This is a genomic window from Paractinoplanes atraurantiacus (assembly GCF_900215205.1).
Taxonomy (GTDB): Bacteria; Actinomycetota; Actinomycetes; order Mycobacteriales; family Micromonosporaceae; genus Actinoplanes; species Actinoplanes atraurantiacus.
The window spans coordinates 76,333-94,667 of record NZ_OBDY01000005.1; the positions used below are offsets into that span (position 1 = coordinate 76,333).

13 protein-coding genes and 2 pseudogenes are annotated in these 18,335 nt (G+C 69.7%); 5 read left to right on the top strand and 10 right to left on the bottom strand.

Annotated features, from left to right (window positions below; all coding sequences use genetic code 11):
- Positions 1–87: 87 nt before the first annotated feature.
- Complete coding sequence (locus CRP55_RS14580) at positions 88–1,026, top strand: quinone oxidoreductase family protein (RefSeq protein ID WP_097320438.1); 939 nt, start codon at positions 88–90, stop codon at positions 1,024–1,026.
- Here CRP55_RS14580 and CRP55_RS14585 read toward each other — a convergent pair.
- A complete protein-coding gene (locus tag CRP55_RS14585) occupies positions 1,023–1,928 on the bottom strand; it encodes an alpha/beta fold hydrolase (protein WP_245922994.1) in 906 nt (301 codons plus the stop codon). The genes CRP55_RS14580 and CRP55_RS14585 overlap by 4 nt on opposite strands.
- A 65-nt stretch (positions 1,929–1,993) precedes the next feature.
- On the opposite strand from CRP55_RS14585, the gene CRP55_RS14590 reads away from it, so the two are divergent.
- Positions 1,994–2,644 carry a TetR/AcrR family transcriptional regulator gene (locus tag CRP55_RS14590; RefSeq protein ID WP_097320439.1) on the top strand — a complete coding sequence of 217 codons (651 nt, stop codon included), beginning with the start codon at positions 1,994–1,996 and terminating at the stop codon, positions 2,642–2,644.
- A gap of 4 nt (positions 2,645–2,648) precedes the next feature.
- Here CRP55_RS14590 and CRP55_RS14595 read toward each other — a convergent pair whose 3' ends face one another.
- The 8 genes and pseudogenes from CRP55_RS14595 to CRP55_RS14625 form a co-directional block, all read right to left on the bottom strand.
- A complete protein-coding gene (locus CRP55_RS14595) occupies positions 2,649–3,227 on the bottom strand; it encodes a dihydrofolate reductase family protein (protein WP_097320440.1) in 579 nt (192 codons plus the stop codon).
- 71 nt (positions 3,228–3,298) lie between these two features.
- Entirely contained in the window at positions 3,299–4,513 is a 1,215-nt protein-coding gene (locus CRP55_RS14600; RefSeq protein ID WP_245922995.1) for a helix-turn-helix domain-containing protein, read from the bottom strand.
- Positions 4,514–4,774: 261 nt separating this feature from the next.
- The gene (locus CRP55_RS14605; RefSeq protein WP_097320441.1) at positions 4,775–5,194 is read right to left on the bottom strand and encodes a MarR family winged helix-turn-helix transcriptional regulator; all 420 of its coding nucleotides are present in this window, start codon (positions 5,192–5,194) and stop codon (positions 4,775–4,777) included.
- Complete coding sequence (locus CRP55_RS14610) at positions 5,187–6,221, bottom strand: alpha/beta hydrolase (RefSeq protein WP_097320442.1); 1,035 nt, start codon at positions 6,219–6,221, stop codon at positions 5,187–5,189. The genes CRP55_RS14605 and CRP55_RS14610 overlap by 8 nt, the downstream gene beginning before the upstream one ends.
- Before the next feature lie 53 nt (positions 6,222–6,274).
- A complete protein-coding gene (locus CRP55_RS14615; protein ID WP_179855166.1) occupies positions 6,275–6,697 on the bottom strand; it encodes a peptidase inhibitor family I36 protein in 423 nt (140 codons plus the stop codon).
- Between the two features lie 108 nt (positions 6,698–6,805).
- Positions 6,806–7,027 (bottom strand): annotated as a pseudogene (locus CRP55_RS56475) (DUF6985 domain-containing protein); the annotation flags it as partial.
- Positions 7,028–7,070: 43 nt separating this feature from the next.
- Positions 7,071–7,247, bottom strand: a pseudogene (locus CRP55_RS56480) (DUF6985 domain-containing protein); the annotation flags it as partial.
- 17 nt (positions 7,248–7,264) lie between these two features.
- Positions 7,265–10,555, bottom strand: coding sequence for a beta-L-arabinofuranosidase domain-containing protein (locus CRP55_RS14625; protein WP_097320444.1), 3,291 nt, complete (start codon positions 10,553–10,555; stop codon positions 7,265–7,267).
- 162 nt (positions 10,556–10,717) lie between these two features.
- Here CRP55_RS14625 and CRP55_RS14630 point away from each other — a divergent pair, with 162 nt between their 5' ends.
- A complete protein-coding gene (locus tag CRP55_RS14630) occupies positions 10,718–11,941 on the top strand; it encodes a VWA domain-containing protein (protein WP_438865791.1) in 1,224 nt (407 codons plus the stop codon).
- Positions 11,941–12,654, top strand: coding sequence for a peptidase (locus CRP55_RS14635; protein WP_245922996.1), 714 nt, complete (start codon positions 11,941–11,943; stop codon positions 12,652–12,654). The genes CRP55_RS14630 and CRP55_RS14635 overlap by 1 nt, the downstream gene beginning before the upstream one ends.
- 17 nt (positions 12,655–12,671) lie before the next feature.
- Here CRP55_RS14635 and CRP55_RS14640 read toward each other — a convergent pair whose 3' ends face one another.
- Positions 12,672–15,422, bottom strand: a complete 2,751-nt coding sequence (locus CRP55_RS14640; RefSeq protein ID WP_281260782.1) for a helix-turn-helix transcriptional regulator — start codon at positions 15,420–15,422, stop codon at positions 12,672–12,674.
- A gap of 68 nt (positions 15,423–15,490) precedes the next feature.
- Between CRP55_RS14640 and CRP55_RS14645 the strand changes: the two genes are divergently transcribed.
- The gene (locus tag CRP55_RS14645) at positions 15,491–18,325 is read left to right on the top strand and encodes a beta-galactosidase (protein ID WP_097320446.1); all 2,835 of its coding nucleotides are present in this window, start codon (positions 15,491–15,493) and stop codon (positions 18,323–18,325) included.
- Positions 18,326–18,335: the final 10 nt, after the last annotated feature.

Below are 18,335 nucleotides of genomic sequence, written 5' to 3' on the forward strand. Positions count from 1 at the left end.
TCGCGTGTACCGCACCTGCGGTACTTGCAGAAATTCGTGGCACAAACTACTTTAGTTTGTGCCACGTACTAAATTGGGGAGTCAGCCATGGAGATCCAGGCCGCCGTCGTCCGGTCGTTCGACCGGCCGCCACGCTACGAGCCGTACGAGCTGCCCGCGCCGAGCGACGAGGACCAGGCCGTGGTCGACGTCGTCGCCGTGGGGCTGCACCCGCGCGTCCGGTCCGGCGCGTCGGGCAGCCACTACACGAGCACCGGAAAGCTGCCGATGATCCCCGGCGTCGACGGCGTGGGACGGCTCGCCGACGGCCGGCTGATCTACTTCGTGGCCGACGACGACCTGGCCGGCCCGATGGCCACGCGAACCGTCGTCGACCTGCGCCGCACGGTCGAGCTGCCGCCCGGCGCCGACGTGGTGAAGGTCGCGGCGGCGATGAACCCGGCCATGTCGTCGTGGGTGGCGCTGCGCCGCCGCGTCCCGATCCGGCCCGGCCAGTCGGTGCTGATCCTCGGCGCCACCGGCAACGCCGGCCAGATGGCGACCCAGGTCGCCCGCCGCCTCGGCGCCGGCCACATCGTCGCCGCCGGCCGCAACGAGAGCCGCCTGTCCGGGCTGGGCGCGGACATCGCCGTCCCACTGACCGAGGACGCGCTGGCCGAGGCGGCAAGCGAGGTCGACCTGGTCATCGACTACCTGTGGGGCAAGCCGGCCGCCGCCGCCATGATGGCCGTGCTGCGGGCCCGCACCGACCGGAGCCGCGAGCTCAACTGGATCCAGATCGGCTCGGTGGCCGGCCCCACGATGGAGCTGCCCTCGGTGGCGCTGCGCTCCGCCAACTTCCGCCTGCAGGGCAATGGCCAGGGCGCCGTCTCAACCCGCGGCTACTTGGCCGAGCTCCCCTCCCTGATCGACGAGATCACCAGCGGCGGCCTGACCGTCGATACCCACACCGCCCCACTGGCCGAGGTGGAGTCGGCCTGGACGCAGCCGGAACAGCCCGGCGCCCGTACAGTCCTGGTGCCCTAATTCGCCAGGGCGCGGATTTCACTGACCACTGTGCGCCACATTTCGCGTGGTAGGTCGTGGCCGGCGCCGGGGAGCTCGACGTAGCGGGCGTTCGGCACCGACGCGGCGATGCGGCGGCCGGCGGCGGGGCGGAGCAGCGGGTCCCGCTCGCCGTGCATCACCAACGTGGGGGCGTGGAGCTCGCGCAGCCGTGGGCCATGCCAGGTGGCGCTGGTCTGCCGGGCCTGCGCGCGGGCGTCGCGGACGCCGCTGGGCAGGCCGGCGTCGAGTTCGCGCTCGACGCGGAGGCGGGCGTCCTCTTCGTCGAACGGGTAGACGGGTGAGGCGACCGCCCGCAACAGGTCCAGGCCGGCCGCTATGTCGCCGTCGCGGCCGGCGGGGTGGCGCATGCGGGCCAGGCGCGCCAGGAACGGCAAGCGTATGTAGCGGAAAACGGCCGCGCCACGCACGTCGCTGGGCACGGCGGCGAGCGACGTCACGGTGAGCACCCGCTCCGGGTGGCGCAGCGCGGTGCGCTGGGCGACCAGTCCGCCCTGCGAGACGCCGAAGAGGTGGGCGCGCGGCCAGCCGAGCGCGTCGAGCACGGCGACGGCGTCGTCGGCCATGTCCTCGGCGGTGTAGGCGGGCGGCCGCCGGCGCAACAGCGCTGTCACCGGGTTGCCGGCCGGGGCGTCGTCGAAGCGGGTGGAGCCACCGGCGTCACGGCCGTCGAACGAGGCCACATGGAAGCCGGCGTCGATCAGCGCGGCAACCAGCCCGTCAGGCCAGTAGAAACGCGAGACACCCAGCCCCATGAGCAGCAGCAGCGGGTCTCCCCCGGCACCGCCGAGGTCGTCGGCCGCGAGGTCCACGTCGCCGTTGCCTGCGGTGTACGGGGTTCTGGCCATCGTCGCCTCACTCATTCGGGAACGGTGTTCGCGAACACCGTATCCGCCACGATAGGCTGGGCGCAAACGAGAGGGGTGGCATGGGGGCGGTGCCGGTATGGCTTCGGGAACGGCGCTCGGGAGTGGGCCGTCCGGCCGAGCGGTCCCGGGCGGAGGTGACCGCCGCCGCGATCGCGCTCGCCGACCGGGAGGGCCTGGCCGCGGTGTCGATGCGCCGCGTCGCCGCCGAGCTCGGCACCGGCGCGGCGTCGCTCTACCGCTACGTCGACAGCCGGGACGACCTGCTCGATCTGATGACCGACGAGGTGGCGGCCGCGTACGAGCTGCCGCCGCCCGGCCCCTGGCTGCCGGGCCTGCTGGAGGTGTGCCGCCAGGGGCGCGAGCTGATGCGCCGGCACGCCTGGCTTCCGGAACTGGTGCTCACCCGCTCGGCGCTCGGCCCGCACGGCACCGACCTGCTGGAGCAGGTGCTCGAGATACTCGCCGGTCACCCCGCTGACGTGGGCCGCAAACTGGAGGCGTTCGCCGTGATGAACGCGCTCACCGCCGCGCTCACCCTGAGCGAGCTGGACGTGGGCGCACGCCAGAGGCAGGGCGCCTACCTGGCCCACGCGGTCGCGGCGGGCCGGCACCCGCATCTGACGGCCGCTCTGACCGGCGGTTCGCCGGTGCCGGCGCCCCACTTCGAAGACACGATTTCACGAGTCCTCGTCGGATTGCTGGGCGAGTGACCGGCTACCGGACGGTGGGGCGGTAGACCAGCTCCAGGGTCCGGCCGTCGAGGGTTCGGCTCTCGAGCAGCTCGAGGTCGAAATCGCCTGCGCCGCCGAGGATCGGGCTGGTTCCGGTTCGGCCCGAGACGACCGGGAAGATCGTCACCTGGAGGCGGTCGACCAGGCCGGCGGCCATCAGCGCCCAGTTCAGCGACAGGCTGGCCTGCGAGCGCAGCGGCACGTCCGACTCCTCCTTGAGCCGGGCGACGATGTCGACGGCATCACCCTTCGCGATGGTTGCGTCGGGCCAGCCGAGGGTGTCGGTCAGGGTCGAGGAGATCACCGTCGCCGGCGACCGCATGGTCCGCAGGTTCCACTCGTCGAGCGCGTTCGGATCGACCCCCGACGACATGATCTGCGCCATCTCGCGGAACGTGGTCGCCCCGTAGACCATCCGCTGCTCGCTGTCGAAGATCGCCGCCCGGCGCGCGAGCAGCTCAGGCCCCTGCTTGCTCCAGTAACCACCCCAGTCAGCTTCTTCGGCGTAAGAGCCGTAGCCGTCGAGCGTGGAGAAGACGTCCCAGGTGTAGACCGCGGTCATGGCGGTTCCTTCCTCGCGTGATTGGCACCTACACCTTCCCTACGAACAGCCCCAGCCGATTCCGACACGCCTCAGCAACTGACCGCGACGCCCATCCTTCCGCAGAGCCGTTTCATTGCCGAGGCGTTCGACCTCGACAACCTCTTGGTGATCAGGTGCCGTGCGGTCTCACGCGCGATTGACGACGTGTGCAGATGCTGCGGCGCAAGGCGCTCCGCCGCCAGAAGCTGGCGAGCCGCGTCACCTTCGCGTCCCTTCAGCCGTCCATAGGCCCGAGCGAGCTCTATGTGAAAGTCTGCAATCCGCATTGCTGCACCAAGAATCGCGGGATTCGTCTCCTCGGAAATATTGACCGCGCGCGCCGGCTCTCCACTGTCATTCGCTCGAGCCATCCGCCAGATATTCACATTCGTCGGGCCGAAGAACAGCCCGAACGCCTTGCTTTCGCCGACACGCTGCCCAAGATTAATCGCTGCGGCCATGTGATCACCGCTTTCCTCGTTCCGCCTCAAACCGGAGTACGAGTAGCCGCAAGACAGGTGCAATTGCCCGACGACTTCGATGACTCCAGGCCGCCCGGAGAGGGGTTCCAAAAGATCGATCGCATCCTCGGCGAGAGTTCGCCCTCGCGAAAACGATCCGCATGCTGTAGCAGCGCAGGCCCGAGCATAGGCTGCGAAGCCCATCAACAGCTTGTCCCCGATCGCTCCGGCGACTTCATGACAGCGCTCGGCTGCCAGCCACGCCTCCGCTGGGTGCCCAAGCGCGTTCAAGCTGGAGTAAGCCACGAAACACGCTTCGCGCAGTACCCGAAGAGCACCTTCGCGGGTGGGCCCGCCGACCTGCGCGTGTGAATGACGCAGCAGGCCGGGTAGAAGGCGCACCGCGGCGGCGTAGTCGCAGCGCTCTCGGAGGTCGCGCACCGACGACATCTGCTGGCGCAGTTCCGCGAGGTCACGATCGGTCGTGCCACCGGGTTCCGAGGGAGCGACGCTCACGAGGGCCTCGCGGAGCGCACGAACACCTGCCTGGGCGGCCGACGCACGCAGGTCCGCGGCAGGCACCAGAACACCCGTCAGCTCGACCGGCGCGCACTCGAGCGCTGTGGCGATGTCGGCGATGACAAATCTGTTGTCAAACGCCTGCAACCCTCTTTCGATTCTGCTCCAGCTCGCGTGCGAGATACCGGCACGGCTGGCGGCGTGTCGAATGCTCCATCCCCGCAGCAGTCTGCGGATGCGGATGCGCTCACCGATCGCGATATCGATGTTGGAGTACCTGGGCATTTCACACCACCCCGATCAGGCCAACTTTTATTGAGGCTACGCGATGGCCGCAGGGGTTTGGTTCGGTCACGTACCGGTACTTGACCGGTGCATCCAACAGCAGAGCGTGGACATTATCGAGAACATGAAGAGGTTCGGAAACAAGAGACGGTCGCGGCGCTGCATACGCTGCGAGCTCGCGGACGGAGTCCGAATGCTGACGCTGAGCTCACTCCTTCTGGAAGTCTTGAACAACATCGCAGACCTGATCAACCTCGTCGCTCAATGAACGTCCGCGGAGACGATGCGGGTGGCCAACGTGGTCAGGAGGCGCCGCTCGTCCGGGGACAGGCCTTCGGTGAGGGCTTCGATGCTCGTGGCGAACTCGGCGGCTATGCGGGTGGCCAAGGCCTGGCCCGTGTCGGTCATGGAGACGTACGAGGAGCGGCGGTCGGTGGGGCTTGGCGTACGGGTGATCAGGCCCCGGCGCTGGGCCCGGTCGACCAGGCCGCTGACCGACGACTTGTCCAGGCCCAGGTGGCGGCCCAGCGTGCTCATCGACGGCTCCCGGTCGCGCAGGACGCCCAGCAGGCGGACCTGCACGACCGACATGTCGTAGCGGCCGGCCACCTCCGTCAAGGCGGCGACCACGGCGAACGACAGCTGGGCCAGCGCGTCTACCAGCTCGTCCGTCTCAGCCATTCGCTGATGATAGGCGGTGGGCCAGCCAGGTCACGGCCTGCGGATAGCGGTAGTCGATGCCGCCGTGACCGGCGGGGAACAGCTCGAAGTGGATCCGGTCGGACGGGACGCCGATGCGCTCCAGGCCGGCCCGGAACGCCTCGGCGCCCAGGTCCAGGAACCACTCGTCGCGGGTTCCGGCGTCGATCCAGATCGCCTTCTGCGAGCGGAGCGCGTCGGCGTACCGGTCGATCATGCGGATCGGGTCCCAGGCCAGCCACTTCTCCCACAGGTCGGGGATCAGCTGGCCGGAGCGCGGGTCGAACGGTAGTTGCGGCGTGCCGTCCTCGGCCGGGGAGAACGCGGCGGCGCAGCCCAGCACGAGCACCAGCAGCGAGTCGTTCTCGGCGGTGAAGGCGGTGCGGCCGCGGAAGTCCGACCACCAGTTCTGGATGTCATGGTCGTAGTCGCGCAGCGCGCGGGTCACCTTGGCGAACTCGTTCAGATAGAGGTACTCGTACAGGGCGTCGCCGGCGTGGGTGGCCAGCGCGCCGAACAGGTCGGGGCGCAGCATCGGGGTGATCATCGCGCCGAATCCGCCCGACGACTTGCCGCTGATCGCGCGGGACTCGGGCGCCGGGATCGTGCGATAGCGGGCGTCGACCCAGGGAACAACCTCATCGCAGAGATAGGAGTGGTACGGGCCGGTGCCCACCGAATCCACGAACTGCGAGCCGCCGTACGCCGTCCAGGCGTCCACGTAGACCAGGATGCAGTCCGGGGCCTCGCCGCGGGCGAACACCTGGTCGGCGGTCTCGATGAACGGCTGCCGGAACGGCGTACGGTTGGCCCACATCCCGATGTGCCCGGTGTAGCCCTGAATCACGTAGATGACCGGGTAGCGCGCCGCCCCCGACTCGTATCCCGGCGGCGTGTAGACCCACAACGGCCGCTCGTGCGGGTCACCGAGCGGGTTGCCCCGCAGCAGCGCCGAATCGATCGTCTCCCGGTGCAACCGGCCGGCCAGCTCGTGACTCCAAGGCAACATTCACCGAGTAGATCACGTACGGCGGTTCACGCCACCCCGGCGAGCGGATGCGTTCAACTGGTCTGATATGACCGGAACAGGGAGGAAGCCGAATCGTTGAGAAGCCCTTTGCCGCTGAGTTCGAAGTTCTTTCGCTCTCCGGGTTTCACGAAGACGCTCCTCCCGGCTTGGGCCGTCGTGTTGTTTCGCAGGCCGTGCTCGTAGACGACGATGATGTTCGACGTCAGGTTGACGACCGAGGATGCCGAGTCGTTCAGGTTCCGGCCGTTCGTATACGTGAAATCACGGAAGTCGAGGACGGCGGTTCCGGGTTTGACGCCGCGGAAGACGTGCGTCGAACCGGTCAGGTCCCAGTGCTCGTAGAAGCAGATCTCCTCGCCGTACGTCCCGCACTGGTACGGGGCGGCCTGCGCGGCCGACGGGGCGATCGCGGCCGACGCCACGACCGTCAGGACGGATCCCAGGACAGCCTTCACCGCTGTGCTTTTCCTCAATGACTTCTCCCACCAAGAGCTTCCGTGTCGAGCGAGGCTCACAACGCGAGCATCCTGGCGAACGGTAGTGTCCGGGGAGGAACAAAGAATTTATCGACTCCCGTAGATTACGTCGGTCAGGGACGGGTCGCCGTAGGCGGAGGCGTTGGTCAGGTGACCGTCGTACGGGCCCACCTTGGTTATCGTCCGGCCGTCGCGGAATACCAGTTGCAGGCCGTGTTCGGGCTCCCAGGCGCACTCGCATTCCAGCGATACGTAGACGTGGTGGTCGGTGTAGCTGTCTCGGGAGACCGTGGGCTCGCGGCCCAGCGTGACATCTTCGCCTACTACCGCGACGTGGCCGACACGACCGACCGAGCACCGACCGGTCCAGTGTCAGGAACGCGTTTACCGCGGCGTGGAAGTGCTCCTGCGCCTCGTCGTCGCCGTAACCGTCGAGGATGATGGGCACCGGCGGCCCGCCGAGAAGGGGGATCTCGACGGGGCCGGTCGTGTGCCATTCCTCGTTCGGGTCCTCGGTGATGTCCAGCATCGCCCGATGATAGGGCCTCAGCTATAGGCGGCCTCGAACGAAGCTGTCACCTCTCCCCCGCCGACCGTGCCGGTGGCCGTCACTGTGGCCGTGCCGGCCGGGATCGCTGTGGAGCGGGTGTTGAAGGACTGATAGGCGGACTGGCCGGGCGCGACGGCGGTCACCCTCTTCGAGCCGTACGGCGTGGTCAGCTCCATGGTCAGCGGGACGCTGTCGGTGTTGCGGGCCGTCACCGCGAGGTACACGGTCGTGCCGATGCGCTGGGTGCGGGCCTGCACGTCGACGCTGAGGGCCGCGCCCGGTGAGAGCTCACGGTCGGCCGCCGTCGCGCGGCTGACGATCGTGGTGCGCTCGGCCGCGGTGAAGACGCCCGCCGCCACGAAAGCGTCGGCGGTCTGGGTGACCGTCGCGACGAACTGGGCGTGGGTGCTGAACGGGGCCTTGTCCCAGACCAGATCCAGGAACGTCGGGCCGTCCGTGCCGGGCGAGGTGACGCCGGTGACCGGGACGTCGTAGTTCGGCAGGCCGTCGTTGCGCTTGCGGTTGGGGACGCCGGTGTCGATCGAGCCGAAGACGATCGACGGCTCGACCCGGCGGAAGTACGACGACGCCGCCTGATTGTCGCTGATGTAGTACGGGCGCAGCGCGTAGCCGCCGGCGGTGAAGGTCGGGTCGCCGGCCGCCGTCACCGCGCCGGCCGTGATGGCGGCACGGCCGTAATCGCCGTCGCGCTTCAAATGGCGGTAGAGGGTGAGCTCGCGCCATTGCGTGCCGCTGCCCATGATCTGCAGCAGGATCGGGCCCCAGAAGATGGCCTGGGTGTCGGGGCGGTCGAGTGCCCGCTCGACGCGGATGCTGAACGGCATCGTGATGTCGACGACGTCGCCGGGCTTCCAGGTGCGGCTTATCGAGGCGTACGACCCCGGAACGGCGGTCACCGCGACCCGCGCGCCGTTCACCGCGACCGTGAAACCGCGTCTGGCCCACGCCGGAACGCGCAATTTCAGCGTCAGCGGTCCGGTTCCGTCGATGGTGAGCCGCGTCCGATCCGTACGAGGGAACGCAGTTTCTTGTTTGACGTTGAAATCCCACGACAGGGTGGAGGGCACGTAGAGGTTGACCCAGAGCGTGCCGCCGTCGGCCGATCTGAAGTAGACGGTCTCCTGATATTTGGTGTGGTTCTCCAGGCCCGTGCCGCCGCAACAGGTGCCCGTGTTTCCGTAGCTGCGGACCGTGCCCGAGCCGACCGGCTGGAAATAGGTGACCTGCGGGTCGCTGGTCGACGTGGTGTCGGCCCGTGACCCGAGGATCATGTTGTAGAGGCCACGCTCGTAATAGTCCAGATAGGCCGGGTCGTGCTCGTGCAGGAAGAGATTACGGGCCAACTTCATCAGGTTGTACGTCGTGCAGGTCTCGGCGCCGCTGGTGGGCACCGTATTGGCGATGTTCCCGCGGTTCTGGAAGAGCTCGAGGTTGTTGTTGGAGCCCGGGTAATTGCCCCCGGCGCCGCCGTTGGCGAACGTCCGGTGCGGCACCACCATGCCGTAGAAGTTCTTCGCCGCGGTGAAGTAGTCCTGGCCGCCGCCCTGCTCGAAGACGCGCAGATAGCCGATGAACTGCGGCACGTGGGTGTTGGCGTGCAGCCGTTCCGGGCGACGGCGGCCGGGACGGTTCTGCGGGGTGACCACGAGAATGTCGCGGTTCTCCACGGTGGCGCCGAACAATGACTCGCGATTGTCGAACGCCTTGGCCGTCTCCAGATGCTTGTCGTCGCCGGTGAGCACGGCGATCTCCGGAAAGACCTCGTTGGCGCCGCCGAACTCGCCGCCGATGTAGAGGTCCCACATGTAGTTGAGGTCGTCGCGGGTCAGCGGGCCCTTGTAGTCGGGGTGGTTCTTGTCGCCGATCGTCAGCGCGAGATGGGCCCAGTCGGCCATCTTGGTGACGACCTCGAGCGCCTGGGCGTTGCCGGCGTTGTAGTACGCGTCCAGCAGGCCCCGCATGATCTTGTGCTGGGTGTACCAGGGCGCCCACGTGTTGGTCTGCGCGTTGCCGCCGTAGACGGCCCAGCGCGGCGGGCCCAGCCGCAGCACGGCGTCCTCGGGGATGGCGCCGAGATAGCCGGGGAAGGTGGGCACCCAGTCGGCCGGGCCCTCGGTCGAGGCGGCCACCACGCCGGCGTCGCGGCCGTTGGGCGAGGAGTCCTTCAGCGCGGTGCCGCCGGTCTCCTCGAACCGGTACCAGGCGATGGTGCCGCCGCCCGTGGTCGCGGTCTGCAGGGCCGTCAACTCGGCCGGGGTGAGCGCCCGGTCGAAGATGTGGAACTCGTCGATGGTCGCGTCGAGGAACGGGTCGCCGTACTGCGAGCGGCCGATCCACCGGTTGCCGGGGTTGCCGAGGTGGGACGGGTTCAGCGTCATATTCGTGTTCGTGCCGGCCGGCTGCCCGTTGACGTACAGCGTGCCGACCCGCCCGGCCAGGGTCACCGCGACGTGCACCCACTGGCCGACCGGCAGCGCGGTGGTGCCGTTGATCTGCTGCTCGCCGCCGGAGCCGCCGACGGTGATGGCGAAGCGGGGCACGTTGCCGGTCACGCCGGCCCTGGGTGTCAGGAACATGTTGATCGCGGTGGACTGGCCGAAGTCGAACAGGCGGGTCCAGCTGGCGGTGGAGCCGAGGTTGATCCAGGTGGCGATCGTGAAGTCGGTGAGCTGGTTGATCGCCTCCTGGGGCAGGGTGCAGTACTGCGCGGGGGTGCCGCCGCCCAGTCGCAGGCCGGTGCCGATCCGGCCCGGCACCCGGCCGATGGCGGCGGCCGGCTCCTCCTCGCCGCCGCCACCCCCGGTGGTCATCCGGGCCGTGATGGCGGCCTGGCAGGCGGCCAGCTCGCCGACCATCCAGTCCAGCTTGGTCTTGTAGACGGCCTCGCCCTGATCGGCGTACGCCTGGGAGAGCGCCGTCAGGTAATGCCCGGCCCAGTGGCCGCTGAGCAGCCCGCCGTCCTCCCAGCCGCCGGGCACCGCGACGCCGGCCGGATTGGGGCGGCCGGCCTGGTTGTTGAAGAGCACCACGAAGCGGCGCTCGTCGAAGGCGCGCAGCCAGGCCTTGGTGCGGTCGCGCTTCTCCTGGAGCAGACCGGCCCCGAGGCGCACGTCGCCGAGCGGGAAGGGCCGGACCGGGGCGGTGGCGCCCGGGCCCTCCGATGCCGCGGCCAGGGCGGGGGCCGCGGTGGAGAACTCCAGCCCGGCGAAGGCGGCGGTGCCCAGAGTGGAGACCTGTAGGAACTGACGACGGTTGACCGGTGCCATCCAGCTGTCCTTCCGGCGCGGGGGCGAAAACCTTTTCGGGATCGTGTCAGCGCGTTTCAGTTGTGTCAACGGGTCGTTATTCGCCGATCACCGAAACGTTTTCGGCAGCGGTGCAACACCCCGGTTCGGGGTAGGAGGGGCCACGCTTTATGATCTTGCCGCGTGATCCATAAAAGACTGTCCATATTGGTATTAGTCGGGATGATCGCCACATCATCGGTTCTGGGGGCTACGCCGGCCGAGGCCGACGAGACCGAAGTGGCGCCCCAGGTGGAGCTGGTCCTCGACGTCAGCGGTTCCATGCGCGCCAAGGACATCGACGGCCAGACCCGGATCGCGGTCGCCAAACGGGCCTTCGGCCAGGTCGTCGACGCGCTGCCGGAGACCACCCAACTCGGCATCCGGGTGCTCGGCGCCACCTATCCCGGCGACGACAAGAGGAAAGGCTGCCTCGACACCCAGCAGATCGTCCCGGTCGGCCCGGTCGACCCGGCCGTGGCCAAGGCGGCCATCGCCGCGCTCAAGCCCACCGGATACACCCCGATCGGCCTGGCCCTGCGCGCCGCCGCGAACGACCTCGGCACCGGCGAGGGCGCCCGGCGCATCGTGCTGATCACCGACGGCGAGGACACCTGCACGCCGCCCGACCCGTGCACGGTGGCCCGCGAGCTGGCCGCCAAAGGCACCAAGCTGGTGGTCGACACGCTCGGCCTCACGCCGGACGAGAAGACCCGCAAGCAGCTGGTCTGCATCTCGACGGCGACCGGCGGCACGTACGCGTCGGCCCAGAGCGAGCAGGAGCTGACCGACCGGGTGCAGCAGCTCGTCGACCGGGCCGCACTGCCCCCGCCGGTCACACCGGCGGTGGTGGCCGGCACCGAGTCGTGCGACAAGGCGCCCGTGCTCTCCCCCGGCGTCTACAGCGACCGGGAGCGGATCGGCGAGCACCGCTACTACCGGGTCTCCCTGCAAGCGGACGAGGAACTGCGGGCCTCGGTCAGTGTGGCTCTCGACCGCCCGGTGAACCGGGACTACGGCGTACTGCTGAAAGCAGTGACCGAAAACGGCCGTGAGTTGGTCAGGGGCCTGGACGCGGCCAGCGGGCGAGCCGACGTCATCTCGGCCGGCCTGCGGTGGTCCTCGGCGGAGAAGTCGGACGTCTGCGTGATCGTGAGCAACTCGTTCGCGTCCGCCACCGCGGCCGCCGCCCCCGGCATGCCGCTCGAGCTCAGCATCGACACGGTCAAGGCGTCGACCGCGCCGGACGCGCCCGGCCTCGGCCGCGGCTGGCTGCTCCTGCTGGTCCTCGTCGTGGCCGGACTCATCGCCGGCGTCCTGGCCGGCTGGCTGACCCGCTGGTGGGTCGCCACCTGGAGGGAGAACTGATGTCCATTTTCCTGGCTGCTCTGCTCCTGGCGCCCGGCAGCGCCGGCACGTCCTATCTGACGGCGACCCCGATCGACACCACCCGCCCGGTGCAGGTCTCCGCGGTCACCGGCGACTACCTGTACTGGTCGTTCCCGGCCACGGCGGGCCAGCAGCCCGAGCTGACGGCCAAGGTCACGCTGCCACCGGTGGCCGACCGCCACGGCTACCAGGCGTGGACGATCGAGGTCTTCGACGGCCTGCGCCGCCGCCAGCCGTGCGTGGCCGGCGAACAGAGCCCGATCGTCACCAACGACGCCACGGAGGTGGCCCTGGGCTGCAAACTCCGCCAGGTGCGGTCGTGGGCCGAGCCTTCGGACCAGGACCCGCTTCCCGGTACGTACTACGTGCGCCTGTCGTCGACGGCCCTGCCCGAACAGGACCTGGGCCTCCCGCTGAAGGCCGACCTGACCCTCACCGCCGAGAAGGGCGACACGGGCGCCGACCAGGGCAAGCTGGCCGCCCCACTGAACCCGGTCAACCGCCCCGGCACAGTCATGACGGAGACACCGACCCCGGCGCCGTCCTCATCGGCCACCCCGGACGAATCCTGGGCCTCCGACCTGGTGCCCGAGTTCTCCTCCCGCTGGGTATGGACGGCCTCGGGCGGCTTCCTGGCCGCCATCGCCGGCCTGGTCGGCTTCTCCTTCACCCGCCGGCGTCGCCGGGCCTGATGTCGGCTCGCCCGGGCTCATGGCCCGGGCGAGCTCGCCGGGTCGCGCGGTAGGGCCTCCCGCAGCTGGCGGCGGGAAGTTACGCCCAGCTTGGTGAAGACCTTTCGTAAGTGCCACTCGACGGTGCGAGGGCTCAGGAACAAGCGTTCGCCCACCTCGGGGTTGGAGAAGCCGTCTCGGGCCATCACCGCTATCTGTCTTTCCTGGGCGGTCAGCTCGTCTCGGACCGGGGCTTCGGCCGTACGCTTGCGGACCGCCTCGCCTGTTCCCAAGAGCTCGCGGCGGGCTCGTTCCGCGAAAGCCTCCAGGCCCATGCCGGTGAACATCTCGTGAGCTTTTCGCAGGTGTTCCCGGGCCTCGGTGGGCCGGCTGTTGCGGCGCAGCCATTCGCCGTACAGCAGCTCGGCGCGTGCCAGCTCGGCCCGCAGACCTGTGCGTCCCAGGCGCTCTATCGCCTCATGGAACAGGGCCGGCGGCGCGTCGCTCAGCAGGGCCCGGCAGCGAGCCAGCGTGCCCTGCGCCCAGTCCGTGTCGCACGGGGCGGTGATCTCGGTGAGCCGGTCCAGGGCTTCGCGGGCCACGTCGAGCGAGCCGACCCGGGCCGCCGCCTCGACCAGTTCGGGCAGGGCCCACTCGGCCACCCAGATCACTGAGATGCCGGAGGCGACCCGGGCCGCCGCCATCGCCTCGGTGAAGCGGCCCAGGCCGTTGTTCAGCACCGCCGACGACCACTGGGAGATGGCCACGCCGAGCGCCTCGCCCTTCGCCTCGGCCCGGGCCACCGTCTCGGCCAGCAGGGCCGACGCCTGCGGCTCGCGGCCGCGCAGGGCGGTCAGGCGCAAGCGGACGTACGGAGAGATGGGCAGGCCCAGCGCGCTCGCGACCGTCTCGGCCTCGGCGGCCAGGGCGGCCGCCCGGTCGAGGTCGCCGCTGAACGACGTCGCCATCCCCGCGGCCGTCAGGTCGAGGGGCAGGTGGGCCAGCGCGCCGGCCGCCCGGACCACCTCGACCTGGCGGTCCGACAGCTCGCGCATGGCGGCGTCGTCCCAGATGGACGGCGGCACCGCGTTGGCCACCCAGCCCCACAGCATGGCGTCGCTCAGCGGCAGGCCGATCACCAGCGGTGTGGCCTCGCGCAGCAGGCGTACCGCCTCGGGCCGGCGGCCCACCAGGAGCTCGGCGTAGCCGTCGAGAACCAGGTCGAGCGCGCGCCGGCCGCCCTCGCGCGGTGGCAGCGCGGCGGTCGAGCGGGCGGTCGCCTCCAGGGTCGGCCGGTCGCCCGCCATCAGCGCCGCGCCCCACGCCAGCAGATAGGTCTCGCGGGCCAGGTCCATGTCGTGCGGCTCGAGCCGCTGAGCCGCGGCGAGCAGGGCGCCGGGCGCCTCGCCGGTGCGGCCGGACGAGAACGCGATGTGGCCGCGGATCAGCTCGGACCGGGCTCTCGGGAACTCGTCGGTGGCCTCGCGCCGGGCCAGGTCGGCGAAGCGGCTCGCGGCCTCGAAGTCGCCGGCGGCCAGGGTGGCCTCGGCCGCGGCCAGGGCCCGCCGGACACGCTGCCGGGTGTCGAGGCTCAGCTGCACCGAACGCTGGAGGAACGCCGCCGCCGCGGCCAGCCCGCCGCGGGCCTGGGCCCGGCCGGCCGAGCGTTCCAGCTCGGCCGCCACCTCTTCGTCGGGGCCGGGCGCGGCCGCCGCCCGATGCCAGGCGCGACGGTCGGGGTCGATGGTCTCGTCGGTGACCTCGGCCAGGGCCAGGTGCACGGCCCGGCGCTGTCGGGGCTCGCCGGCCTGGTAGACGGCCGAGCGGACCAGCGGATGCCGGAAGGTCACCCGCTCGTCGATCGACAGCAGCCCGTCGGTGCCGTCGGCGAGCGCGGCCGCCGGGTCGATGCCGAGCCGCTCGGCGGCCGCCCACACCAGCACCGGGTCGCCGAGCGGCTCGGCCGCCGCGATCAGCAGCAGGGTGCGGGTCGGACCGGCGAAGCCGTCGATCCGGTTGAGGAAGCTCCGTTCGATGTGGCCGGGCAGGGAGTCGTGTCCGGGCGCGGAGTCGCCGGGCCGGAGCAGGCCGAGGCCGCCGGCGATCTGGGTCAGCGACAGCCCGCGCGGCAGCTCGACCAGGGCCAGAGGGTTGCCGCGGGTCTCGGCCACGATCCGGTCGCGGATGGACCGGTCGAGCCCGGCGTGGGTCAGCGAGCTCAACAGCGCGTGGGCGTCGCCGTCGCGCAGCCCGGTGATCTCGAGCTCGGGCAGGCCGATCAGCGCCGGCTCGCGCTCGCGGCTGGCGAACAGCAGCGCCACCGACTCGGCCAGCAGCCGCCGGGCCACGAAGCTGAGCGTCTGGGCCGAGGCCCGGTCGAGCCACTGCGCGTCGTCGACGACGCACAGCAGCGGCGACTGCTCCGACGCCTCGGAGAGCAGGCTGAGCACGGCCAGGCCGACCAGGAAACGGTCGGGCGGGGTGCCGGTGCGCAGGCCGAGCACGGTCTCGAGGGCGTGGCGCTGCACCTCGGGCAGCCGAGGCAGCAGGTCGAGCAGCGGCCCGCACAGCTGGTGCAGGGCGGCGAAGGCCAGCTCCATCTCCGACTCGACGCCGGCCGCCCGCAGCACGCGCAGGCCGGCCGGCTTGCGGCGGGCGTAGTCGAGCAGCGCGGTCTTGCCCACGCCGGCCCCGCCGTGCAGGACCAGGACGCGGCTCTCGCCGCTGCGGACGGCGGCGATCATCCGGTCGATCGTGGCGCATTCCTGGCGCCGTCCCAGCAGCTCCACCAGGTCATCCTCGTCGAACCCGGAAGGGATGAGAATCGTGCGTAAGGCGGATCACATAGCGTGTCCGGATGACCTTGGTCCGCAGAGCCGCGCTCGTCACGGTGCTCGTCGTCCTGGCCGCGGTGCTCACCGCGGACGTTCCCCGTGGCGTCACGGAGAAGCACACGGTGACGTACGACAGGTACTCGCTGATGCTGGACGGCAAGCGGACGTACATCTGGTCGGGGGAATTCGCTTATTGGCGCCTGCCGAGCCCGGGGCTCTGGCGCGATGTGCTGCAGAAGATGACGGCGAACGGCTACAACACCGTCTCCATCTACTTCAACTGGGCGTATCACTCGCCGAAGAAGGGTGTGTACGACTTCAGCGGCATCCGCGACGTCGATTTGCTCCTCGAGATGGCCGAGGAGATGGGGTTGTACGTCATCGCGCGCCCCGGGCCGTACATCAACGCCGAGACCAGCAGCGGGGGCTTTCCGGGCTGGCTGAACAACGATCCGGGCAAGGCCCGCAGCGACGCGCCGAGCTATCTCGCGGCGGCCGACGAATGGATGACGCGGATCGACGCCGTCATCCGGCGGCATCAATACACGAACGGCACCGGGACGGTCATCCTCCAGCAGATCGAGAACGAGCTGTTCGCCACCGGACCGTCGCAGCAGAGATACATGAAACGTCTGGCTTCGCGGGTACGGGCCGACGGCATCACGGTCCCGATCTTCCACAACGACGTGGCCCGGAACGGCTATTGGGTGCCGCCGGGCGGGGCCGGGCCCCTGAAAGGGCCGGTCGATCTGTACGCGTTCGACGCCTACGTCGGGCCGCAGCGCTGCGATGAGAAGGCCAAGGACGCGCCCGACTTCGGGATCTGGGGCGACGTGGGGGCGAAGGCGTCGCCGAACACGCCGGGATTCACGGCCGAGTTCGGCGGCGGATGGTTCGACTATTGGGGCGGGCCGGACGCGTACGAATGCCTCGCCGCCGAAGGGGCCGGGCCGGGATACGAACGGGTCTTCTACGGCACGAACATCGCCAACGGGCTGAGCATCCAGAACTTCTACATGACTTTCGGCGGGACCTCGTGGGGGTGGCTGCCGTCGCCGATCGTCTACACCTCGTACGACTACGGGGCCGCGATCAGCGAGGCCCGGCAGTTGCGGCCGAAGACGACGGTGATGAAGCAGCTCGGATTGTTCGTGCAGAGTTTCTCGCCGATCACCAAGCTGACCCGCGGCTCGGCCGTCACGCCGTCGTCGTCCAAGGTGAAGGTCTATCACGACGTCAATCCCGACTCGGGGGCCCATCTTTTCGTGGCCATGCACAACCCGTCGCGCGCGACGACGGACGACTCGTTCACCTTTCCCATCGAAACCAGGGACGGGGCTTATGAGCCGGCCGTACGCCTCGACGGGCAGGACGCGAAACTGCTCGTCGCCGACTACGACATGGACGGGCAGCACCTGGTCTATTCCACGTCCGAGATGGTGACCCATTTCGCCGGGACCGCACTGTTCACCGGGCGGAAAGGCGAGAGCGGAGAGACGGTTCTGCGGTACGCCTCCGCGCCCACCGTGTCGGGGGACGTGGCGAGTTCGTACGACCCGGCCACGGGTGATCTCCGGCTTCGCTATGTCCACGGCGGTCTGCGTGAGGTGAAGATCAGCGGGGGCGGGCGGCCGCCGCTGACGCTGCTGCTGACCGATGACATCTCGGACATGTGGCGGTACGACACGGCGGCGGGGCCGGTGCTGGTGAGTGGGCCGGCTCTCGTCCGTACGGCCGCAATGGAAGGGTCCTTGTTGACCTTGACCGGTGACACGGACGCGCCGGCGTCGTTGCGGATCTGGGGGCCCGCGCAGGTCTCGCGGGTGCTGTGGAACGGGGAGCCGTACGCCGGAAAGATCGCCGGGCCGTCCGCGGTGACCTTGCCCCAGTTGATCTGGCGATCCTTCGTCCCGCCTCTCCCGGACGACACCGGCTGGCAAGTCGCCGATCACATCACGACGACCGCCACGACCAAGCCGCCGGCCGGGAATCCGGTGCTCACGGCCGACGACTACGGCTTCCATCAAGGGGACATCTGGTACCGAGGTCACTATTCTGGTGTTCGGAAATCTTTGACATTTCGCTTCGGCGGCGGCGGTGCCGGGCTGCTGCAAGCCTGGGTCGACGGCGTCTATCTAGGGCAGAGCGTGGTGCCCAGCGGCGTTCCCGCCCCACGCCGACTGGCGACGGCCACCTTCGACGCTCCGGCCTCCGCGGGAGAACACGTCGTGACGGTCATGGTGCGCAACAACGGGCACACGCAGGACATGGCCGCCGACGAAGCGCACAAGGAAGGGCGGGGGCTGATCTCGACCTCGCTCGGTGCGGCGGCCACCTGGAAGATCCAGGGCAACCGCGGTGGTGAGGATCTGGTCGACCCGGTGCGCGGGATCATGAACGCCGGTTCGTATGACGGCTACCATCTGCCCGGATATCCGGACAGCTCCTGGGCCACCGCTGCGGTGCCCGCGGCGACGGCCGAACCCGGGACCACCTGGTATCGCACGACGTTCGAACTGTCCGTCCCGGACGGGCACGACGCGTCGCTCGGTCTGACCATCGGCGACCCGGCGACGCTGCGGTCCACGGCGAACTACCGGGCGCTGATCTACGTCAACGGCTGGAACATGGGGCAGTACACCGCGAACGTGGGGCCCCAGAACACGTACACCCTGCCCAATGGGATTTTGCATCCCCGCGGAGAGAACACGCTGGCCATCGCGGTCACCAGTGACGGCGGCCCGGGCAACGGGCTGGAGAAGGTGGCGCTGACCGACCTGGGCACGGTACGCGGGGGCGTCGATGTCCCGACAGTGCCGGCGCCGGCCTGGAATCAGGCGAAATGGGGGTTAGAGTAGGGCCCGAGGT